The organism is Arcicella sp. GW458-12-2-14-TSB2 (assembly GCF_059423785.1).
This window is the reverse complement of the sequence record NZ_JBWKYN010000308.1, coordinates 1-2,980: the sequence shown is the minus strand read 5'-3', so window position 1 is coordinate 2,980 and position 2,980 is coordinate 1. Positions and strand designations below refer to the sequence as shown.

Annotated in this window: 1 protein-coding gene; it reads left to right on the top strand. The window is 38.8% G+C overall.

Going from position 1 to position 2,980, the window contains the following annotated elements:
• Positions 1-179: 179 nt before the first annotated feature.
• Positions 180-2,870 carry a DNA mismatch repair protein MutS gene (gene mutS / locus AC07XN_RS23945; protein WP_494744882.1) on the top strand — a complete coding sequence of 897 codons (2,691 nt, stop codon included), beginning with the start codon at positions 180-182 and terminating at the stop codon, positions 2,868-2,870.
• Positions 2,871-2,980: the final 110 nt, after the last annotated feature.

Genomic DNA, 2,980 nt, shown 5'->3' with positions numbered 1-2,980 from the left:
GCGTATATTTTCAATATTCTTCAATTCTTTTCCCACTTTTTAGAAGTCTTAACGGCAAGTTTGTATTTTTGTAAAAACATATACATTATTCATTTTCAATAGTTAATTTGATTTTCAATCATTGATGTTCAGCCTACTTTTTGAGCAAATAATAAAGATTGAATTTTTTTAATAATCACATGGCAAGACCTTCTAAAAATACTGACGACACAACTAAACCCATCAAAAAAGCGAACGAAACACCCCTTGCCAAACAGTATAATCAAATAAAAGCGCGTTACCCCGGAGCATTACTATTATTCAGAGTAGGTGATTTTTACGAAACTTTTGGGGAAGACGCCGTGCGTGCTTCAAAGATTTTGGGTATTACGCTTACGCGTAGAAATAACGGTACTGCCGACGACCATCTGGCTGGTTTCCCCCACCATTCCTTAGATACTTATTTACCACGTTTAGTCCGTGCGGGTGAACGTGTAGCTATTTGCGACCAACTAGAAGACCCTGCTACTGCCAAAGGCATTGTAAAAAGAGGCGTTACCGAACTGGTTACCCCTGGGGTTTCGTATAACGATAATGTACTTGATACCAAGCAAAACAACTACTTAGCGGCTATTAGTTTTTCCTCTTTTTCTTCGGAAATCATAGGGATTGCTTTCTTGGATATTTCTACGGGTGAATTTCTATGCTCACAAGGAAGTCCTGCTTATATCGAAAAACTTTTGCAAAGTTTTGGCCCTTCAGAGGTGCTTTTTTGTAAGAAGAATCGACAAGAATTTACAGCGTTGTTTGGTGATAAGTTCAATACATTTGGCATTGATGATTGGGCGTTTACTCGTGATTTTACCTATCCCTTGCTAACGAATCATTTCAAAACCAATTCATTAAAAGGTTTTGGGATAGAATCTTTGGCAGAAGGTATCATTGCTGCGGGGGTAGTGATGCACTATTTGGCAGAAACAGAACACAAAGAGGTAAGTCATATTTCCAGAATCAATCGACTGGAAGAAGAAAAATATGTGTGGTTGGATAGGTTTACTATCCGCAATTTAGAATTGGTCTCTGCTCAACAAGAAGGGGGTATCTCCTTGATTCAAATTCTTGATCAAACCATGACTCCAATGGGAGCAAGGTTACTCAGAAAATGGCTAGTATTGCCTTTGAAAGAAAAATCTTTGATTCAAGAGCGTTTAGAAACGGTTTCGTTTTTCAAAGAAAATACCGATTTACGAGAGTTTATTGAGCAACAGCTAAAACCTATTGGAGATTTAGAACGCCTTATTTCCAAAGTAGCTGTTCGTAGAATCAATCCGCGTGAACTCGCCACGTTAAAAAGAGCCTTGTCACGGATAGAACCTATCAGAGAGTTGTTGATAAATTCAGTTCATTCTGAAGACAAAACAAAATCGGCTCAGACTGCCAATGTAACGATGTTACGGAAGTACGCCGACCAGTTGAATCCTTGTCAGTTTTTGTTAGATAAAATTGAAAATGAGTTGCGTGATGAGTCATTGCCGATTGTGACGAACCAAGGGGGTATGATTAAGGCTGGAGTAGATGAAGAATTAGACAGGCTTTTAGGGATTGCTCATACGGGGAAAGACTTTTTATTACAGCTACAAAACCGTGAAATAGAGCGTACTGGGATTTCGTCACTAAAGGTTTCTTTCAATAAAGTATTTGGATATTATCTGGAAGTGACCAATGCCCATAAAGATAAAGTGCCGAACGATTGGATTCGTAAGCAAACCTTAGTGAATGCCGAACGATATATTACCCCTGAATTAAAGGAATATGAAGAGACTATTCTGGGGGCAGAAGATAAAATTGCCGTTATTGAGTTTAGAATTTTTAATGAATTAGTGAATGTCGCCAATGATTATGTGCATCAGATTCAACAGAATGCTAAAATCATTGCGGTATTGGACGTATTGACCAATTTTGCAAAAATTGCGGAGAAAAATAATTATGCCAAACCACAAGTGTCTGATAGTAAAGAACTTGTTATTAAAGACGGTCGCCACCCAGTTATTGAACAGCAATTGCCTTTAGGAGAAAATTATGTGCCTAACGATTTGTTTCTGGATGATTCGAGCCAACAAATTATCATTATCACAGGACCAAATATGGCGGGTAAATCTGCCCTGTTGCGTCAGACAGCCCTGATTGTGTTAATGGCACAAATTGGCTGTTTTGTGCCTGCTAGTGAAGCTAAAATTGGGGTGGTCGATAAAGTATTTACCAGAGTAGGAGCAAGCGATAACCTTTCAAAAGGCGAATCGACTTTCATGGTAGAAATGACTGAAACGGCAAGTATTTTGAATAACCTTTCGGATAGAAGTCTTGTGTTGATGGATGAGATTGGAAGGGGAACTAGTACCTATGATGGTGTGTCTATCGCATGGGCAATTGCCGAACATTTGCATAATCATGCTAACTATCGCCCTAAAACACTTTTTGCGACCCATTACCATGAATTGAACGAACTAGCGAATGATTTTCCAAGAATCAAAAACTTCAATGTTTCAGTAAAGGAAATCAACGGCAAGGTGATTTTTATGCGGAAGCTAAAAGAAGGCGGTTCAGAACATAGTTTTGGTATTCATGTGGCGCAGTTGGCAGGTATTCCACAGCCAGTGGTGTATCGTGCGAGTGAAATTTTGATTGAACTAGAAAAAAATCGCTCAAAAGAACAACACCGACAGACAATTCGGGAAATGCCTAAACAGAATTTCCAAATGAATATTTTTGGAGGCGAAGCAAATCCTAAATTTGATAAAATAGAAAAGCTATTAAAACACCTTGACATCAATGCGATGTCACCAATCGAAGCACTTTTGAAACTAAACGAGGTGAAGAAAGCTATTGAATAAGTTCAGTTGAAACCCGTGGTGTGTGGCACGCAGAATACGATTTGAGAACAGCAACAAAGTCAAACTCTTATCACTAGGGAGGGACTTAAGTCCCTCCCTAGTGATAAGAG